Origin of the sequence: Pseudomonas thivervalensis, assembly GCF_001269655.1 — a bacterium.
In the GTDB taxonomy this organism is placed as follows: Bacteria; Pseudomonadota; Gammaproteobacteria; order Pseudomonadales; family Pseudomonadaceae; genus Aquipseudomonas; species Aquipseudomonas thivervalensis.
On record NZ_LHVE01000007.1, the window covers coordinates 399,304 to 418,009 of the forward strand.

Below are 18,706 nucleotides of genomic sequence, written 5' to 3' on the forward strand. Positions count from 1 at the left end.
TCCCTCGCCACAGGGTTCACAAGTGCTGCCGATCGTTCATTTGCCATGACAACCGTCCTTAGCCGACCCGGTCGGCAATGTGCTGCGGCACCGGTATCTGAATCTCCAGCAATTGCTGGGCGAACGCCTTGCCCTGGGGATCGATGCGCAGGCTGGCGACACCGCCACCGCCGAGGGCGTTTTCCAGCAGGAAATTCAAACTGTGGGTGCCCGGCAAATACCAACGCTCGACCCGGCCCAGCAGCGGGTCGAGCACGTGGCTCATCCAGTCGACCATCACCTCCGGGGTCAGCGCTTCGGCGATCCACGGCAGGTATTCGGGTTCTCGGGCGATCACACCGATGTTGCTGTGGTTGCCCTTGTCGCCAGAGCGCGCCACCGCCAGTTTGACCAGCGCCACGCTGGCATCGGCCCGGCCCTGGGGTTTGGGCAGGTCCGGGGCGACGGGCAGATCGGTGGTCTCCAGCGGTTCGAGGGCGGGCAGGGGACACGGGTGGCGCTGGCCGTCGAGTTCGATGTCGAGCCGGCAGGTGGTTTTGTCGATCAGGAACGAGAACAGGCGAATCAACGGCGACACCGTCGGTCGGCCACCGACCAGGCCCGTCAGCCCCGGCGCCATGCCGGTGGCGGCCTGAGCGATTTCCCTGGAGAACAGCACCAACGGTTGTTTGTCGGGATGCCGTACCGCCAGCTTGATCATCACTTCGCGGTTGTCCCGACGCTGGCTGTGCTGGCCATAGGTGGCTTCGCTGCCCAGCAGTTCGGTGTTCACTTCGCTGAACGGCGCCCAGCCGCGTTGGCACAATAGCTGCGAGGTCTTGGCGATGATCGCCTGGCTGACCCGTTCAGCCTTGGCGACGGCATCGATGCCGGCGATCAGGCAGGTGGCGGTGCAGCGCCAGCCGTCCAGCCAGGTGGCGCAGACCTTGTACCGGTCGCTGGGCGGCAGGCCCTTGGCCCCCTGGACGCGCACTGCGTGCTTGCCTTGCTGGATCAACCTGACCTGGCTGAAATCGCAGATAACATCCGGCAACAGATAGCCTTGCGGGTCGCCGATCTCGTAGAGCAACTGCTCGCCGACGGTCAGCGGCGTGACCAGGCCGCCGCTGCCTTCGGTCTTGGTGACAATGAATGGGCCGTCGGCGCTGACTTCGACGATGGGAAAGCCGATGTGCTCGTAATCCGGCACTTCCTGCCAGTCGGTGAAGTTGCCGCCCGTGCACTGGGCGCCGCATTCGATCAGGTGCCCGGCCAGCGCGGCCTGGGCCAATCGGTCGTAATCGTCCCAGGCCCAGCCGAATTCATGCACCAGCGCGGCGCTGACCACGGCGCTGTCCACCACGCGACCGGTAATCACCACATCGGCGCCCAGGCGCAACGCCTCGACGATGCCAGGCGCGCCGAGGTAGGCGTTGATGGACACGCACGCGGAGGGCAGGGGCTCGTCACTGAACATTTCGCGGATGCCCTGGGTGGCAAGCCGTTCGAATTGCGGTTGCAGGTCATCGCCCAGTAGCACGGCGATCTTCAGCGGCACGCCGGCCTGGTCGCAAGCCGCTTGCAAGGCCTTTGCACAAGCCTGGGGGTTGACCCCGCCGGCGTTACTGATGACGCGGATCCTGTCGTCGTGCAAACGCTGGAGCAGCGGTACGAGGACTTCGATGAAGTCCGTGGCATAGCCGCTCGACGGATCCTTCAGGCGCGCCCCGGCCATGATCGACATCGTCACCTCGGCCAGATAGTCGAACACCAGGTAATCCAGGGCCCCGCCCTCGACCAGTTGCGCCGCTGCGGTGCAGGTATCGCCCCAGAAGGCGCTGGCGCAACCGATACGGATCGTTTTTGGCATGGCGTTCCCTCCGGCAAAGGTGGTTCGAGACTACCAAGCAAGCGCTTGGTTTGTAAATGCTGCCTCGGACATGGGGCCGAGCGCTTGCTTGGTTGCCTCGCTCGGCTTAAATTGCCCGCGCCACCGATGGTTTGGTGCGCAATGGCGGCGCGTTGGTTGATCGACTGTAGGAGAGAATGGGTGGACGAGCAAAAAGCCCTGGGCGTAATGCGTGAGTTGGTCGACAACGGGCAACTGACCGACCCGGACAGTGCGCGCGGCAAACTGCTCCAGACCGCCGCCCACCTGTTTCGCAATAAAGGCTTCGAACGCACCACGGTGCGCGACCTGGCCAGTGCCGTGGGCATCCAGTCGGGCAGCATTTTTCATCACTTCAAGAGCAAGGATGAAATTCTGCGCGCGGTGATGGAGGAAACCATTCGCTACAACACCGCCTTGATGCGCGCCGCCTTGGCCGAGGCCGACAGCGTGCGCGAGCGGGTGCTGGCGCTGATTCGCTGTGAATTGCAATCGATCATGGGCGGCACCGGCGAAGCCATGGCGGTGCTGGTCTATGAATGGCGTTCGCTGTCCCAGGAAGGCCAGCGACACGTGCTGGCCCTGCGTGATATTTATGAGGACTTGTGGCTCGAGGTTCTGGGCCAGGCCAAGGAGGCCGGGTATATTCGCGGGGATGTGTCCATTACCCGACGGTTCCTCACGGGGGCGTTGTCCTGGACCACCACCTGGTTTCGCGCCGAGGGCAGCCTGAGCCTCGATGAACTGGCCGAGCAGGCCCTGATCCTGGTGCTGGAAGAAAAACAATAATCGAGCGGTGCTTTAAATGGCCGTGTGGCTGGCTAAGCGGCTGAAACCGCCTAGCTTGATTGTAGTGATGGGGACTTTTGGGGAGTGGGTTATCTTGACGTTTTCGCCGATGGGGATGACCTCGCGTGTGCTGCTGGCCGCTCTGGCCGTTTTCCTCGCGTTGCCGGTCGAGGCCGCACAACTGGTGAGGATCGGCGCGGCGCATTTTCCGCCCTATACCGTTCGTCCCGAAAACGGCGCCGACACCGGCCTGCTGCCTCAGATGGTGGAGGCCTTGAACCAGTCGCAAAGCGACTATCAGTTCGTGCTGGTGCCCACTTCGATCCCACGCCGGTTCAATGATTTCAAGCAGGGCCGGGTCGACATGGCGATTTTCGAAAATCCCGAATGGGGTTGGCAGGATGTGCCGCACACCTCGGTGGACATGGGCCTGGAAGATGCGGAAGTTTTCGTCGCCCAGCGCCAGCCGGACCGACAGCAAACTTATTTCGCCGACCTCAGGGGCAAGCGCCTGGCCCTGTTCAGCGGTTATCACTACGCCTTCGCCGAGTTCAACGCCGACCCCAAGTTCCTCGCTGGCCAGTACAACGCCACGTTGACGTATTCCCACGACAGTAACCTGCTGATGGTGTTGCGCGGGCGGGCGGATATCGCCCTGGTGACCCGTTCGTACCTCAACGATTACGTGCTGCGCAATCCCGAAGTCGGGCCGCAATTGCTGGTGTCCGAACGCATCGATCAGGTTTACCACCATTACGCGTTGATCCGGCCGCAGGCGCCCATTTCCAGTGAAGCGTTTGCACAGTTGCTGCAAACGCTGCGGGACAACGGTCAGTTGCTGAAGATTTTCCAGCCCTACCAGATCCAGCTGGTGCCCACGCATTCCCATTGAGGGTGACACTAAATTTCCCTCACCGGCTCACGTCACACGTTGACTACCGACGAATACGCGAGCCCCTCCCATGTCCAACCTCAACCCCCCGACGACGCTGCCCTTGCCCGGTGGCCGTCGCCTCGGTGCCGATGAAACCGAACGCCACCTGAGCCTGATGCTCGAAGGCGCGCCGCTGATCCGGCTGCGCCTTGTACGTGGTCCCGAGTTGCATGTGCATTTGCAGGAAATCAACGACCGCCCGGTGGGCCCGGCGCTGTGGGCGGCCTGCTATTGGCTGTTTGCCCGCGATCCAGAATGTCTGCACCTGACCTGGCACCTCGACGAGCGCCCCGGCGAAGCCTTGCTCAGCGGTTTATTGACGAGCACCGAGCGTGCCGGTGAATACCGTTGCGAGCGCACGATGTTCTGGCAATTGCCGCAACCCTGGCTGGGGGAGTCGTTCAGCGGCAGTTACCCGCAACAGATGGTCATCACCGATGGCCGCCGCCATCCACGCCGGCCAATGAAACCCCGTGGCGAGGTGTACCGGCGTTTCGATGCGCGGCTAGGGGCCTGGGTGTCCTTGCGTACCCTGGAGATCGAGCAGGACCTGGAGCGTTTCAACCGCTGGCAGAACAGCCCGCGGGTGGCGAGTTTCTGGCAGGAGGAGGGCAGCCTGGAACAGCATCGCGAGTACCTGGACAAGCTACAGGCCGATCCGCGGGTCCTGACCCTGATCGGATGCTTCGATGACCAGCCGTTCGCTTACTTCGAAGCCTATTGGGCCAAGGAAGATCGGATCGCGCCATTCTATGAGGCCGACCACTACGACCGCGGTATCCACATGCTGGTGGGTGAAGAACAGCACCGCGGGCCACACAAGGTGGCGAGCTGGCTGTCGGCGCTGGTGCATTACCTGTTCCTGGACGACCCGCGCACCCAGCGCGTGGTCGCCGAGCCCCGGGCCGACAATGCACGGATGATCGCGCACCTGCACAACCAGTGCTTCCATTGTGAAAAGGAATTCGACTTCCCCCACAAGCGCGCGGCGCTGATGATCCTGGGGCGTGAGCGGTTTTTTGATCGGTGTGGGTTGATGTGAACTTGCGTAGGCCCTCATCGCGAGCAGGCTCGCTCCCACAGGAGGGTGAGTGTCCACAAGACCTGTGTTCACAACAAAACCTTTGTGGGAGCGAGCCTGCTCGCGATTGGGACTGAAGCCTTTCTGAAAGCCTACCGCCGGGCGAAGGTATCTCCGCGAACCCCCGACACCTTGCGGCAATGCACCAGCGCGTCGCGAATCATGAAGTTCACCAGGGTCGGCGAGACGCCCAGTTCCTTGGCGATGTCCTTCTGTGGCACGCCGTGCAGGCGGTACATCTCGAAGGCATAGCGGGTGCGGCTGGGCAGTTCGGTCAGCGCGTCGGCGATGTGCTCCAGCGTGGAAAAGTTGATATGGGACGTTTCTGGCGAAGCACCCTGGATCACCACGTTCAACCCTTCCTCTTCCGGCCCCGAGTATTTCTGTTCCAGCGCCTGCTTGCGATAGTGGTCGATCGCCAGGTTGCGCACGATCTGGAACAGGTAACTGAGCTGCGCCTTGAACGAGGAGGTGATCTGTGGCGCCGATTGCAGCCGGAAAAAAGCGTCCTGCACCACATCTTCCGCGCGGGAACGGCAACCGGTAATGCGTGCCGCGATCTTGACCAGAATCAATCGGTTGTCTACGAACGCCTGGAGTAACGGTGAGTCGCACCTGCTTGTGGATACTTGTTCCGTCATGGAATTCACCTTGCTGCAAAAAAGTTAGCGGGACGTCCGGATGGCGGACCCGTCCTACACATCGAGCGCCAAATTAGGCTGAATGATAATGATTGTCAATTGAGAAGAAGAATTATTGATGTGGCGAAGTCCACCCTTTGCGCCGCGACCCGTTGTCGCGGCGCCTGGCTGCCGGATGCTTCGGTGCGAGGCATCGGTGAGTCGGCTCCCGACTAATTATTTGCCGTGACTATCCGTTCCCATGGGTGACAACCAGCAAGCCGAATCCAGGCAGGAACCCCCCATGACCGACGCGTTCGAACTCCCCACCACCCTGGCTCATGCCCTCCAGCGCCGTGCCGCGTTGACGCCGGACCGGGTGGCCCTGCGCTTCCTTGCCGACACCCCGGAGCAGGGTGTGGTGTTGAGTTATCGCGACCTGGACCTGCGCGCCCGGACCATCGCCGCGGCCTTGCAGGCCGAAGCGGCATTCGGTGATCGTGCCGTGTTGCTGTTCCCCAGCGGCCCGGATTACGTCGCGGCGTTCTTTGGCTGTCTTTACGCCGGGGTGATCGCCGTGCCGGCCTATCCGCCGGAGTCCGCCCGTCGCCATCATCAGGAGCGCTTGCTGTCGATCCTCAAAGACGCCGAACCGCGCCTGTTGCTCACCACCCGCGACCTGCGCGAGCCGTTGCAAGCCATCGAATCGGCGCCACCGGTGCTGTGCGTCGATACCCTCGACCCGGCCCGCGCCGGGCAATGGCAGGCGCCGACGTTGCAGGACGATGACATTGCCTTCCTGCAATACACCTCCGGTTCCACCGCGTTGCCCAAGGGCGTGCAGGTCAGCCACGGCAACCTGGTGGCCAACGAGCTGCTGATCCGCCATGGCTTCGGCATCGACCTGAACCCCGACGACGTCATCGTCAGCTGGCTGCCGCTGTACCACGACATGGGCCTGATCGGCGGCCTGTTGCAGCCGGTATTCAGTGGCGTTCCCTGCGTATTGATGTCACCGGCTTATTTCCTGGCCCGGCCGCTGCGCTGGCTGGAGGCGATCAGTGAGTACGGTGGCACCATCAGTGGCGGCCCGGACTTCGCCTACCGGCTGTGCAGCGAGCGGGTCAGTGACTCGGCCCTGCAGCGTCTCGACCTGAGCGGCTGGCGCGTGGCCTATTCCGGCTCCGAACCGATCCGTCTCGACACCCTGGAACGTTTTGCCGAGAAGTTCGCCCCGTGCGGCTTCACATCGGACAATTTCATGGCCTCCTATGGCTTGGCCGAAGCGACCTTGTTCGTCGCCGGCACGCCACGCCGCCACGGCATTCCTTCGTTGCGGGTGGACGACGCGGCGCTGGCGCAAAACCGTGCGGAGCCGGGGCAGGGCAGCGCGGTGATGAGTTGCGGTGTCAGCCAGCCCGGGCACGCGGTACTGATCGTCGAGCCGGCGACGTTGCAACCATTGGCCGACCATCAGGTCGGTGAAGTCTGGGCCGCCGGGCCGAGCATCGCCCTGGGCTACTGGCGCAACCCCGAAGCCAGCGCCAAGACCTTTGTCCAGCACGACGGCCGGACCTGGCTGCGTACCGGCGACCTGGGTTTCCGGCGCGGCGGCGAACTGTTCATCACCGGGCGCCTGAAAGACCTGCTGATTGTGCGCGGGCACAACCTTTATCCCCAGGACATCGAGCAAACCATCGAGCGCGAAGTGGAGGTGGTGCGCAAGGGCCGGGTGGCGGCGTTCGCGGTCAACGACGGCGGCGAGGAAGGCATCGGCATCGCCGCGGAAATCAGCCGCAGCGTGCAGAAAATCCTGCCGCCCGAAGCCCTGATCAAAGCCATTCGCCAGGCGGTGGCCGAGGCCTGCCAGCAGGCACCGAGCGTGGTGGTGCTGCTCAATCCCGGTGCGTTGCCCAAGACCTCCAGCGGCAAGTTGCAGCGCTCCGCCTGCCGCATTCGGTTGGCCGACGGCAGCTTGGACAGTTATGCACAGTTCCCGTCAACTGAAGCCGGCGTGGTTGATGAATCCGCGCCATCTTCCGAATTGCAAACCCTCATCGGCCAGGCCTGGCAAGAGCAATTGCAGGTCGAGCAAGTCCAGGCGGATGATCATTTCTTCCTGCAGGGCGGTAACTCCATCGCCGCCACCCAGGTGATCGCACGACTGAACGAAACCCTTGGGCTGACGCTCAACCTGCGGCTGCTGTTCGAGGCTCCAACCCTGGGTGCGTTCACGGCAGCGGTGGCGACCCAGCAACAGGACGGCGGCCAGGCCCGGGGCGCCATCAGCGCCTTGCCGCGCCATACGCCACTGCCGCAATCCCTGGCACAGAACCGATTGTGGATCACCTGGCAGCTCGATCCCACGAGCCATGCCTACAATATCCCCGGCGCCTTGCACCTGCGTGGCGAGTTGGACGAAGACGCGTTGCGCGCCAGTTTCCAGCAACTGATCGAGCGTCATGAGTCCCTGCGCACACGGTTCCTGGAACGCGATGGCGTGGCCCTGCAACAGGTCGATCCGGCTGGCGAGTTCGAGCTGCATGTCATCGACCTCGGCGACCTGCCTGCCGATTCGCGTCAAGCCCGGGCGCGGCAGGTTCGCGAAGACGAAGCGGCCACGCTGTTCGATCTGGAGAAGGGACCACTGCTGCGGGTCACCCTGTTGCGCCTCGACGAGGATGAGCATCAACTGTTGGTGACACTGCACCACATCATCGCCGACGGTTGGTCGATGAATCTGTTGATCGAAGAGTTCTCCCGGTTGTACGCCGCCGCCTCCCAAGGCCAGATCGCTGAGCTGGCGCCATTGCCCTTGCAGTACGCCGACTACGGCAGTTGGCAACGCCAATGGCTCGCCGAGGGCGAGGCCGAGCGTCAATTGAACTATTGGAAGCAGCAACTGGGTGCTGAACATTCGGCCCTGGTGTTGGGCACGGATCATCCACGCAGCGCTCAACGCCAACGCAGCGCCGCGCGGCACAGCCTGCGCCTGGACAAGGACCTCGGCGAGGCCCTGCGCCACATGGCCCAGGCTCATGACGCGACGCCATTCATGCTGTTGCTGGCCGCCTTCCAGGCGCTGTTGCAGCGTTACACCGGGCAATCCGACCTGCGCATCGGCGTACCCAACGCCAACCGTCCACGCCTGGAAACCCAGGGGCTGATCGGCTTCTTCATCAACACCCAGGTGCTGCGTGGGCAGGTCGATTCCCGTCAACCGTTCGCCGCGCTGTTGGCCCAGGCCCGGGAAGCCACGCTCGGTGCCCAGGCCCACCAGGACCTGCCGTTCGAACAACTGCTCGAAGCGTTTCCCGAGGCGCGCGAGCAAGGCCTGTTCCAGGTGATGTTCAACCACCAGCAACGTGACTTGAGCGCCTTGCGCCGCCTGCCGGGACTGCTCGCCGAGGAGTTGCCGTGGCACAGCCGCGAAGCCAAGTTCGACCTGCAGCTGCACAGCGAAGAAGATCGCAACGGTCGGTTGACCCTGTCGTTCGACTACGCCGACGAATTGTTCGAGGCGACGACCATCGCCCGCCTCGCGGAGCATTACTGCAACCTGTTGCGGGCGGTCTGTGCCGATCCGCAGCAAGCCATCGGCGACGTGCCGCTGCTGACCACCGAGGAACACCGCCAACAGCAGCAGTGGGGCGCGGCCCCGTGTGCGCCGGCCAGCCAATGGCTGCCGGAGCTGCTGAACGAGCAGGCCCGCCTTACGCCGCAGCGGACCGCGCTGCTGTGGGACGGCGGCCAACTCGATTATGCCGAGTTGCACGCCCAGGCCAATCGCCTGGCCCATTACCTGCGGGACAAGGGCGTCGGCCCGGATGTCTGCGTGGCGATTGCCGCCGAGCGTTCGCCGCAGTTGCTCATCGGTGTGCTGGCCATCATCAAGGCCGGCGGTGCCTATGTGCCGTTGGATGCGGACTACCCGGCCGAACGCCTGGCCTACATGCTCGACGACAGTGGCGTCGACCTGTTGCTGACCCAGACCGCGTTGCTGGAGCGTTTGCCGGCGTGCGATGGCGTCAGTGTCATCGCCATGGACGCCCTGCACCTGGAACAATGGCCGAGCAATCCGCCGGGCCTGCACCTGCACGGCGATCACCTGGCCTACGTGATCTACACCTCCGGCTCCACCGGCCAGCCCAAAGGCGTCGGCAACACTCACGCGGCCCTGGCCGAGCGCCTGCAATGGATGCAGGCGACCTACGGGCTGGATGCCAGCGATGTGCTGATGCAAAAGGCCCCCATCAGTTTCGACGTGTCGGTCTGGGAATGCTTCTGGCCGCTGATCACCGGCAGCCAACTGGTGCTGGCCGGTCCCGGCGAACACCGTGACCCGCACCGCATCGCCCAGTTGGTGCAGCAGTTCGGCGTCACCACGCTGCACTTCGTGCCGCCGTTGCTCAGCCTGTTTGTCGAAGAGCCGCTGAGCGCCCGCTGCACCAGCCTGCGCCGGCTGTTCTCCGGTGGCGAAGCCTTGCCGGCCGAGTTGCGCAACCGGGTGTTGGCGCAACTGCCGTCGGTGCAATTGCACAACCGCTACGGCCCGACCGAAACCGCGATCAACGTCACCCATTGGCCGTGCACTGAAGCCGATGGCGAGCGCTCGCCCATCGGCCGGCCCCTGGGCAACGTCCTCTGCCGGGTGCTCGACAGCGACCTCAACCCCGTGCCGGCCGGTGTTCCAGGCGAGCTGTGCATCGGCGGCCTGGGCCTGGCCCGGGGTTACCTCGGGCGGCCGGGCCTGAGCGCCGAGCGTTTCGTCGCCGACCCCTTGGGGCCGGCCGGGGCGCGGTTGTACCGGACCGGCGACCGTGCGCGCTGGAACGCTGACGGCGTGATCGAATACCTCGGCCGTCTCGACCAGCAGGTCAAGCTGCGCGGCTTCCGGATCGAACCGCAGGAAATCGAAGCGCGCCTGCTGGCCCAGGACGGCGTCGCCCAAGTGGCGGTGCTGGTGCGCGACACCTCGGCCGGCCCACAACTGATCGGTTATTACACCGCGCCGGAGGCTGTCCACGGCGAGGACGAACTGAACACCCGGCTCAAGGCCGCCCTGGCCGCCGAACTGCCGGACTACATGGTGCCCGCCCAACTGCTGCGCCTGGACGCCATGCCCCTGAGCCCGAGCGGCAAGCTCGACCGTCGCGCCTTGCCCGAGCCGCAATGGCAGGTGCGCGAGCACGTCGAGCCGGTCAGCGCCCTCGAACAGCAAATCGCCGGCATCTGGCGCGATGTGCTGGGACTGGCGCGTATCGGCCTGCGGGACGATTTTTTTGCCCTCGGCGGCCATTCGTTGCTGGCGACCCAGATCATTTCCCGCACTCGCCAGGCCTGTGACGTGGAACTGCCGTTGCGGGCGCTGTTCGAGGCCAGTGAAATGGGGGCCTTCGCCGAACAGGTGCGCTTGATCCAGGCCAGCGGCCAGACCAACCGCCAGCCGCCCATCGAGCAGGTCGACCGCAGCCAACCGGTGCCGCTGTCGTATTCCCAGCAGCGCATGTGGTTCCTCTGGCAGATGGAGCCGGACAGCCCGGCCTACAACGTCGGCGGCATGGCGCGCTTGCGCGGCGTGCTGGATGTCGGGCGCTTCGAGGCAGCCTTGCAGGCGCTGATCCTGCGTCACGAAACCCTGCGCACCACGTTCCCGAGCGTCGATGGCGTGGCCCGCCAACAGGTGCACAGCGAGACGGGCTTGCGCATGGACTGGAAGGACTTCTCGACGCTGGTCGCCGACACTCGCCAGCAGCGAGTGCAGCAACTGGCGGACAGCGAGGCCCACCAGCCGTTCGACCTGGAAACCGGACCGCTGCTGCGGGCCTGCCTGGTCAAGACCGCCGAGCATGAGCATTACTTCGTGCTGACGCTGCACCACATCGTCACCGAAGGCTGGGCGATGGACATTTTCGCCCGTGAACTGAGCGCGCTGTACGAAGCTTTCGTCGACGATCGCGAATCCCCGCTGGAACCGTTGCCGGTGCAGTACCTGGACTACAGCGTCTGGCAGCGCCAGTGGCTGGAGTCCGGCGAGCGTCAACGGCAACTGGATTACTGGACCGCGCAACTGGGCCGCGAACACCCGCTGCTGGAACTGCCTGGCGACCGCCCGCGTCCGTCGGTGCAAAGCCATCGTGGCGAATTGTTCCGTTTCGATCTGAGCGATGAGTTGGCCGCGCGGGTCCGCGCCTTCAATGCGCAACAGGGCCTGACCCTGTTCATGACCATGACCGCCGCCTTGGCCGTGTTGCTTTACCGCTACAGCGGGCAGACTGACCTGCGCATCGGTGCGCCAGTGGCCAACCGCATCCGTCCTGAAAGCGAAGGGCTGATCGGTGCGTTCCTCAACACCCAGGTGCTGCGTTGCCAACTCGACGGGCAGATGTCGGTGGGCGAGTTATTCGAACAGGTGCGCCACACTGTCATCGAAGGCCAGTCCCATCAGGACTTGCCGTTCGATCATCTGGTGGAGGCCCTGCAACCACCGCGCAGTGCGGCCTACAACCCACTGTTCCAAGTGATGTGCAACGTGCAGCGCTGGGAATTCCAGCAGAGTCGCACGCTGGCCGGCATGAGCGTCGAATACCTGGTCAACGATGCCCGGGCCACCAAGTTCGACCTCAACCTGGAGGTCACCGATCTGGACCAGCGCCTGGGTTGCTGCCTGACCTACAGCACCGACCTGTTCGACGAACCGCGTATCGCGCGCATGGCCGGGCACTGGCGCAACCTGCTGGAAGCGCTGCTGGTCGATCCGACCCGACGGTTGAGCGAACTGCCGTTGTTGGAGGCTGGCGAGCAGCAACAATTGCTCGACAGCCTGGGTGTCGAGCCGGGTGAGCATCGCCTGGACCAATGCATTCATGAACTGTTCGACGAACAGGCCCGGACGCGTCCCGATGCACCGGCCCTGACCTTCGCCGGGCAGACCCTGACGTATGCGCAACTGGACAGCCGCGCCAATCGCCTGGCCTGGAGCCTGCGCGAGCGAGGCGTCGGGCCGCAGGTACGGGTTGGCCTGGCCCTGGAACGTTCGCTGGAAATGGTCATCGGCCTGCTGGCGATCCTCAAGGCTGGCGGTGCCTACGTGCCGCTGGACCCGGAATACCCGTTGGATCGCCTGCACTACATGATCGAAGACAGTGGCATCAGCCTGTTGCTCAGCGACCGGGCGATGCTCCAGGCCTTGGATGCTTTGCCCGAGGGCGTGGGCCGCTGGTGCCTGGAAGACGACTCGGCGGCTCTGGCCCAATACCCGGATCACCCGCTGCCGTTGATCAACCTGCCGCAACACCAGGCGTACCTGATCTACACCTCGGGTTCCACCGGCAAGCCCAAGGGCGTGGTGGTGTCCCACGGTGAAATCGCCATGCATTGCCAGGCGGTGATCCAGCGCTTTGGCATGCGCCCGGACGACTGCGAGTTGCATTTCTATTCCATCAATTTCGACGCGGCCACCGAACGCCTCTTGGTGCCGTTGCTCAGCGGCGCCCACGTGGTGCTGCGGGCCCAGGGCCAGTGGGACGCCGAGGAAATCTGCGGGCTGATTCGCCAGCACCGCATCAACATCCTCGGTTTCACGCCCAGCTACGGCAGCCAGTTGGCGCAGTGGTTGGCGACCCAAGGGCAGACCTTGCCGGTGCGCATGTGCATCACCGGCGGCGAAGCCCTGACGGGTGAGCATCTGCAGCGCATCCGCGCGGCGTTCAGCCCGAGCCTGTTCTTCAACGCCTATGGTCCGACCGAAACCGTGGTCATGCCACTGGCGAGCCTGGCCCCCGAGCAATTGGAGGAGGGCGCGGCCAGTGTGCCGATCGGCAGCGTGATCGGCGCCCGCGTGGCGTATATCCTCGACGCCGACCTGGCGTTGGTGCCGCCAGGCGCCACGGGTGAGTTGTATGTCGGCGGCGCCGGTCTTGCCCAGGGCTATCACCAGCGTCCGGGCATGACCGCCGAGCGTTTCGTCGCCGATCCGTTCGCCACCGAAGGCGGACGCTTGTATCGCACCGGCGACCTGGTGCGCCAGCGTGCCGACGGTCTGGTGGAGTACCTGGGACGGATCGACCATCAGGTGAAAATCCGCGGTTTCCGTATCGAGCTGGGGGAAATCGAAACCCGCCTGCTGGAACATGAGGCGGTGCGCGAGGCTGTGGTGCTGGCCCTCGACATGCCTGGCGGCAAGCAACTGGCCGGCTACCTCGTGAGCGACATCGCCAGCCAGGACAGCGAGCGACAAGCAGCCCTGCGCGACGCCTTGAAAAACCAGCTCAAGGCCCAGTTGCCGGACTACATGGTGCCCACGCACCTGATCCTGCTGGCAAACATGCCGCTGACCGCCAACGGCAAGCTCGACCGTCGTGCCTTGCCGCTGCCCGACCCTGAACTCAATCGCCAACACTACGTGGCGCCGAGCAATGCCCTGGAACAGACCCTGGCGGCAATCTGGTGCGACGTATTGAACGTGGCGCAGGTGGGCCTCAACGATAACTTCTTCGAGCTGGGCGGCGATTCGATCCTGTCCATCCAGGTGGTCAGCCGCGCCCGGCAGCAGGGCATTCATTTCACGCCCCGGGATTTGTTCCAGCATCAGACCGTACAGACCCTCGCTGCTGTTGCCACGCGCAGCCAGCAGGTGCACGCCGAGCAGGGCCAGTTGCAGGGTGAGTCCGGGCTGACGCCGATCCAGCACTGGTTCTTCGACCGTCCGCTTCCCAACCGGCATCACTGGAACCAGGCGTTGCTGCTGGAGCCGACCACGACCCTGGACCCGCAACCGCTGGAGCAGGCGCTGCGCAGTGTCTTCCAGCATCACGATGCCTTGCGCCTGGTTTTCGGCGAAACCGCCGGGCGCTGGCGCGCCGAGCACCAGCCGCTGGCTGACGCTGTGCTGTTGCAGCAGGTGTCCGTGGACACCGCGCAGGCGTGCGAAGCGTTGTTTGCCGAGGCGCAGGGCCGTTTCAATCTAGCCACTGGGCCATTGCTGCATGCCGTGTTGGCGCAACTGCCGGATGGTCGGCAACGGTTGCTGATCGTCATCCATCACCTGGTGGTGGACGGTGTGTCGTGGCGGGTACTGATGGACGACCTGCAAACCGTCTACCGCCAGCTCGTCGCCGGGCAAGAGGCGCAACTGCCGGCCAAGACCAGCCCGTTGCGCGACTGGGCGGCGCGTTTGCAGGCCTACGCCGGCAGCGAATCCCTGCGCGAAGAACTGGAGGGGTGGCAGGCGCAGTTGAGCGGGACGCACGTGCAGTTGCCATGCGCGAACCCCGAGGGCGGACTCCAGGAGCGTCACGCGCAAACCGTCAGCGTGCGCCTGGACGCCGAGCGTACCCGGCAATTGTTGCAACAGGCGCCGAGCGCCTACCGCACCCAGGTCAATGACCTGCTGTTGACGGCGCTGGCTCGGGTGTTGTGCCGTTGGACCGGCCATGATTCGGCCTTGGTCCAGCTCGAAGGGCACGGCCGCGAAGCGCTGTTCGACGACCTCGACCTGACCCGTACCGTGGGCTGGTTCACCAGCGTCTACCCCGTGCGCCTGAGTCCAGCGGCCGAAGATTTCAGCGTCTCGATCAAGACCATCAAGGAGCAACTGCGCGCGGTGCCCCACAAGGGCCTCGGTTATGGTGTGCTGCGCTACCTGGCGGACCCGGCGACTCGCGAGGCGATGGCCGGCCTGCCGCACGCGGCGATCACCTTCAACTACCTGGGCCAGCTCGACCAGACCCTGGGTCAGGAGGCGTTGTTCCAGCCGCTGGATGCGCCGCTGGGTGTGATCCACGATCCCGATGCGCCGCTGCCCAATGAGCTGAGCGTTGACAGCCAGGTCAGTGGCGGCGAGCTGGTGCTGCGCTGGACCTTCAGTGCCGAACGTCATGAACGCCAGGCCATTGCCACGCTGGCCGAGGCCTACCTCGACGAGTTGCAAGGCCTGATCGAACACTGCCTGACGGACGCGGCGGGCGGCCTGACGCCATCGGACTTCCCCCTGGCGAAGCTGACCCAGGGCCAGCTCGACAGCTTGCCCGTGCCGGCCGCGCAGATAGAAGACGTCTATCCGCTGACGCCCATGCAGGAAGGCATGCTGTTGCATACCTTGCTGGAGCCGGGCACTGGCCTGTACTACATGCAGGATCGCTACCGCATCAACAGCGAACTGGACCCGCAGCGGTTTGCCCAGGCCTGGCAGGCGGTCATTGCCCGTCACGAAGCCTTGCGTGCTTCGTTCTGCTGGAACGTTGGCGAGGACATGCTGCAAATCATCCACAAGCCGGGCCGCACGCCGGCGGATTACCTCGACTGGTCCGAGGTGCCCGAGGACGTCCAGGAAGCCAAGCTCCAGGCCCTGCTCAAGGATGAGCGCGAGGCCGGTTTCGATCTGTTGAACCAGGCGCCGTTCCACCTGCGGCTGATCCGGGTCGGTGCGGCGCGCTACTGGTTCATGATGAGCAACCACCACATCCTCATCGATGCCTGGTGCCGTTCGCTGCTGATGAACGACTTCTTCGAGATCTACACCGCCCTGGGCGAGCAGCGCGAACCGCAGTTGGCCGTGCCACCGCGCTATCGCGACTACATCGGCTGGCTGCAGCACCAGAGCCTGGACGAAGCCCGGCAGTGGTGGAAGGACTACCTGCAAGGCTTCGAGCGAACCACGCCGATCCCTGGCGACCGGCCGTTCCTGCGCGAGCACGCCGGTGACAGCGGCGGCATGGTCGTCGGCGACTGTTACACCCGCCTCGACGTGCGGGACGGTGCGCGGCTGCGGGAGCTGGCCCAGGCCCATCAACTGACGGTCAACACCTTCGCCCAGGCGGCATGGGCCCTGGTACTGCGCCGGGTCAGCGGCGATCGCGACGTGCTGTTCGGCGTCACCGTGGCCGGGCGCCCGGTGGAGCTGCCGCAGATGCAACGCACCGTGGGGTTGTTCATCAACAGCATCGCCTTGCGCGTGCAGATGCCCGAGGACCATCAGCGCTGCGGCGTGCGCCAGTGGCTCGGCGATTTGCTGGACCGCAACATGCAACTGCGCGAGTACGAATACCTGCCGCTGGTGAGCATCCAGGAAGCCAGCGAACTACCCAAGGGCCAGCCGCTGTTCGACAGTCTGTTCGTGTTCGAGAACGCGCCGGTGGAAGTCTCGGTGCTGGATCGCGCCCAAAGCCTCAATGCCACTTCGGACTCGGGCCGGACCCACACCAACTTCCCGCTGACGGCGGTCTGCTACCCGGGGGATGACCTGGGGCTGCACCTTTCGTACGACCAGCGCTACTTCGATGAAAGCACTGTCCAAGGCCTGCTGAGCGAGTTCAAGCGCTTGCTGTTGGCGCTGATGGAAGGCTTGCACGGCGACATGAGCGAGCTGCCGCTGATCGGTGGCGAAGAGCAGGACTTCCTGATCGAAGGCTGCAACCAGAGCGAGCATGCCTATCCGCTGGAGCAGAGCTATATCGAGCTGTTCGAGGCGCGGGTCGCGGCCCATCCGCAACGCCCTGCGGTCAGTTGCCTGGACGCGACCTACAGCTACGCCGAGCTGAATGCGCGGAGCAACCGCCTCGGTCATGCGCTGATCGCGGCCGGCGTCGGCCTGGATCAGCCGGTGGCGCTGCTGGCCGAACGGGATGCGACACTGCTGGGCATGATCATCGGCAGCTTCAAGGCCGGTGCCGGCTACTTGCCGCTGGATCCCGGCCTGCCGAGCCAGCGCCTGAGCCGCATCATCGAATTGAGCCGCACGCCGTTGCTGGTCTGCACCCAGGCCTGCCAGGCCCAGGCCCAGGCGTTGCTGGACGAGTTCGCCTGCTCCGGACGACCGAAGTTATTGGTGTGGGAAACCGTCCAGGCCAGCGACTTTTCACCGCACAATCCAGGCGTCTACAGCGGGCCGGACAACCTTGCCTACGTGATCTACACCTCCGGCTCCACCGGCCTGCCCAAAGGCGTGATGGTGGAACAGCGGGGCATGCTCAACAACCAGCTGAGCAAAGTGCCGTACCTGGCGCTGAGCGAGGCGGATGTGATTGCCCAGACCGCTTCGCAAAGCTTCGATATTTCGGTCTGGCAGTTCCTGGCCGCGCCGTTGTTCGGCGCCCGGGTCGACATCGTGCCCAACGCCATCGCCCATGATCCGCAAGGGCTGCTGGAGCATGTGCAGCAGCAGGGCATTACCGTGCTGGAAAGCGTGCCGTCGTTGATCCAGGGCATGCTCGCCCAGGAACGCATCGGCCTGGACGGCCTGCGCTGGATGCTGCCCACCGGCGAAGCGATGCCACCGGAACTGGCTCACCAGTGGTTGTTGCGTTACCCGGACATTGGTTTGGTCAACGCCTACGGCCCGGCGGAATGCTCCGACGACGTGGCGTTCTTCCGGGTCGACCAGGCGTCGACCCGCGGCACTTACCTGCCGATTGGCACGCCCACCGACAACAACCGTTTGTACCTGCTCGATGGCGCGCTGGACCTGGTGCCGCTGGGTGCGGTGGGTGAGTTGTGCGTGGCGGGCACCGGGGTCGGGCGCGGGTATGTCAGCGATCCGTTGCGCACCGCCCCGGTGTTTGTGCCGAACCCGTTCGGGGCGACGGGAGAGCGGCTGTACCGCACCGGCGACCTGGCGCGGCGGCGCAGCGACGGGGTCTTGGAGTATGTAGGGCGCATCGACCATCAGGTGAAGATCCGTGGCTACCGCATCGAACTGGGGGAAATCGAAGCGCGTTTGCATGAACAGCCGGAAGTGCGCGATGGCGCGGTGGGGGTGCAGGAAGGCGCCAACGGCAAGCACTTGGTGGGCTACCTCGTGGCCACCGACTCCGCGCTGAAACCCGCCGAACGCCTGGAGCGCATCAAGCAGCGCCTGCGGGCCGAACTGCCGGAATACATGGTGCCGCTGCACTGGCTATGGCTCGACCGCCTGCCCCTCAACGCCAACGGCAAACTGGATCGCAAGGCCTTGCCGGCCCTGGAGATCGGCCAGTTGCAAAGCCAGGACTACCAGGCGCCCGGCAATGAGCTGGAGCAGACCCTGGCGGACATCTGGGCCGAGGTACTGAAGGTCGAGCGGGTGGGCGTGCGGGATAACTTCTTCGAGCTGGGCGGCCATTCCTTGCTGGCGACGCAAATCGCCTCACGGGTGCAGAAGGCCCTGCAACGCAATGTGCCGCTGCGGGCGATGTTCGAATGCAGCACGGTGCAGGAACTGGCCGAGTACATCGAAGGCCTGGCGGCCAGCGAGATCACTGGGGAGAAGGTGGATCGGTTGAATGACCTGATGGCGGAGTTGGAGGGGTTGTAGTTTTGCGGTGTCTGTAATGGCCTCATCGCGAGCAAGCTCGCTCCCACAGGGATTTGTGAACGACGCAAATCCCATGTGGGAGCGAGCTTGCTCGCGATGGCGGCTATACAAACAGCACAAAACC

At 64.6% G+C, this 18,706-nt stretch carries 6 protein-coding genes; 4 read left to right on the top strand and 2 right to left on the bottom strand.

All coding sequences use genetic code 11. The annotated features are described in order from the left end of the window. Positions 1-58: 58 nt before the first annotated feature. The gene (locus tag AD659_RS09615) at positions 59-1,849 is read right to left on the bottom strand and encodes an acyclic terpene utilization AtuA family protein (RefSeq protein WP_053120567.1); all 1,791 of its coding nucleotides are present in this window, start codon (positions 1,847-1,849) and stop codon (positions 59-61) included. Positions 1,850-2,029: 180 nt separating this feature from the next. Between AD659_RS09615 and AD659_RS09620 the strand changes: the two genes are divergently transcribed. The 3 genes from AD659_RS09620 (at position 2,030) to AD659_RS09630 (ending at position 4,632) form a co-directional block, all read left to right on the top strand. Then, entirely contained in the window at positions 2,030-2,656 is a 627-nt protein-coding gene (locus AD659_RS09620) for a TetR/AcrR family transcriptional regulator (RefSeq protein WP_053120569.1), read from the top strand. Positions 2,657-2,771: 115 nt separating this feature from the next. Beyond that, positions 2,772-3,548, top strand: a complete 777-nt coding sequence (locus tag AD659_RS09625) for a substrate-binding periplasmic protein (RefSeq protein WP_053121355.1) — start codon at positions 2,772-2,774, stop codon at positions 3,546-3,548. Between the two features lie 70 nt (positions 3,549-3,618). Beyond that, positions 3,619-4,632 (top strand): GNAT family N-acetyltransferase, encoded by a 1,014-nt coding sequence (locus AD659_RS09630; protein WP_053120571.1) that lies wholly within the window; start codon positions 3,619-3,621, stop codon positions 4,630-4,632. A 131-nt stretch (positions 4,633-4,763) separates the two neighbouring features. Here the strand turns inward: AD659_RS09630 and AD659_RS09635 are convergent, their stop codons facing one another. Then, positions 4,764-5,312: an RNA polymerase factor sigma-70 gene (locus AD659_RS09635; protein ID WP_024619408.1), complete on the bottom strand. Its 549-nt coding sequence runs from the start codon at positions 5,310-5,312 to the stop codon at positions 4,764-4,766. A gap of 283 nt (positions 5,313-5,595) precedes the next feature. Between AD659_RS09635 and AD659_RS09640 the strand changes: the two genes are divergently transcribed. After that, on the top strand, positions 5,596-18,582 hold the full coding sequence (locus AD659_RS09640; protein WP_053120573.1) for a non-ribosomal peptide synthetase: 12,987 nt from the start codon (positions 5,596-5,598) through the stop codon (positions 18,580-18,582). The last annotated feature ends 124 nt before the right edge of the window (positions 18,583-18,706 follow it).

What these genes read in the sequence shown, in the direction of transcription:
- AD659_RS09630 (WP_053120571.1), top strand. Translation starts at nt 3,619, where the DNA reads ATGTCCAACCTCAACCCCCCGACGACGCTGCCCTTGCCCGGTGGCCGT.
- AD659_RS09615 (WP_053120567.1), bottom strand. Translation starts at nt 1,849, where the DNA reads ATGCCAAAAACGATCCGTATCGGTTGCGCCAGCGCCTTCTGGGGCGAT.
- AD659_RS09625 (WP_053121355.1), top strand. Translation starts at nt 2,772, where the DNA reads ATGACCTCGCGTGTGCTGCTGGCCGCTCTGGCCGTTTTCCTCGCGTTG.
- AD659_RS09640 (WP_053120573.1), top strand. Translation starts at nt 5,596, where the DNA reads ATGACCGACGCGTTCGAACTCCCCACCACCCTGGCTCATGCCCTCCAG.
- AD659_RS09635 (WP_024619408.1), bottom strand. Translation starts at nt 5,312, where the DNA reads ATGACGGAACAAGTATCCACAAGCAGGTGCGACTCACCGTTACTCCAG.